Origin of the sequence: Microcystis sp. LE19-10.1B, assembly GCF_027530565.1 — a bacterium.
Classification (GTDB): domain Bacteria; phylum Cyanobacteriota; class Cyanobacteriia; order Cyanobacteriales; family Microcystaceae; genus Microcystis; species Microcystis aeruginosa.
The window spans coordinates 1-1,080 of sequence record NZ_JAPZQM010000172.1 but is presented as its reverse complement, the minus strand read 5'-3'; the positions used below and the strand labels follow the sequence as shown (position 1 = coordinate 1,080).

Here is a 1,080-nt window from a genome sequence, read left to right as displayed (position 1 = left end):
TACCTGATGACCTGCTTCCTCTACCAGTTGTCTAATCACTGTCTTCCGATGAATTGGTGCCTTATCCATAATTAATATTGATGTCATGGTTAAAGAGGGCAATAAATATAAAGATAACCAGCCTTCAAAGCCTTCCGCAGTTAGGCTTCTCGTAAATATCATTGGTGCAATCAAGTCTTTTTTCCCCTTTCTTCTCCCAGCGACAAGGTTCTCTCTTTTTCCTCGTTTTCCTTGTCTATCTCCAAAGACTTTCTTCCCTTTTTTTGACCAGGCATAAAGACAGTCTTGAAATTCTTCAAACCCAGCCTCATCAATAAATACAAGGCTTTTACCACCATATATTTTAATCAATTCTCTCAGGGTTTTATAATATTTTATTCTTTCTTCTCGGTTTCTTTCTCTATAACGAAGTTCTTTCTTTTTTCTGGTGATTTCCATTTTTTTAAGGCATAGCAAATGGCACTTGGTCTCACTCCAAACTTCTCGGCTCTATCTCTTAATCTTGCTTCGGGATTTTCTTGGACATCTCTTTCTAGTGCTTTCCAGTCCAGCTTTCTCTGACGGTGTTTTACCTTTGTTGCTGACCCTTCTTCCCTACTCAGCCATCTATATATTGTTGCTCTCCCTATCTTAAATAGAGCGGCAGCTTTAGTTATGCTTCCTCCATTCTCTACATAATCGATTACCTTTTTTCTCAAGTCTAGACTATAGGACATTTTTCTGTATGGGTTGCTCGTTTCTCCTTATTTTACCTTATTTTTCACTTGTCTCACAATTATTTGAAATGACTATAATTGCTAGATTGTTCGGTACAATCGGGAAGATCGCCGATTGGCTCATTCCAGAAAAATGGATCGATGAGACATTAACTTTGTGCGATCGCCTAGCGGAAAAATGGCAAGAAGAGTGGGATCAATTGAAACACCTAGCCGGAGTTGACTGTAGTTTAGACTAAATGAGAAACCTAAAAAGAAAAAAGAGGAAGAATCAAGCAAAATAGAGAGAAAATAAAAGATGTTAAAGAATTTATCCTCTCTCTATGACCAAATATAACAGATATACCAGATTTCGCCAAGATAC

1 protein-coding gene and 1 pseudogene are annotated in these 1,080 nt (G+C 37.6%); one reads left to right on the top strand and one right to left on the bottom strand.

Features of this window, described 5'->3' with window-relative positions:
- Positions 1-716 (bottom strand): annotated as a pseudogene (locus O9332_RS06065) (IS630 transposase-related protein); the annotation flags it as partial.
- A 68-nt stretch (positions 717-784) separates the two neighbouring features.
- On the opposite strand from O9332_RS06065, the gene O9332_RS06060 reads away from it, so the two are divergent.
- Positions 785-955, top strand: a complete 171-nt coding sequence (locus O9332_RS06060; protein ID WP_288024261.1) for a hypothetical protein — start codon at positions 785-787, stop codon at positions 953-955.
- The last annotated feature ends 125 nt before the right edge of the window (positions 956-1,080 follow it).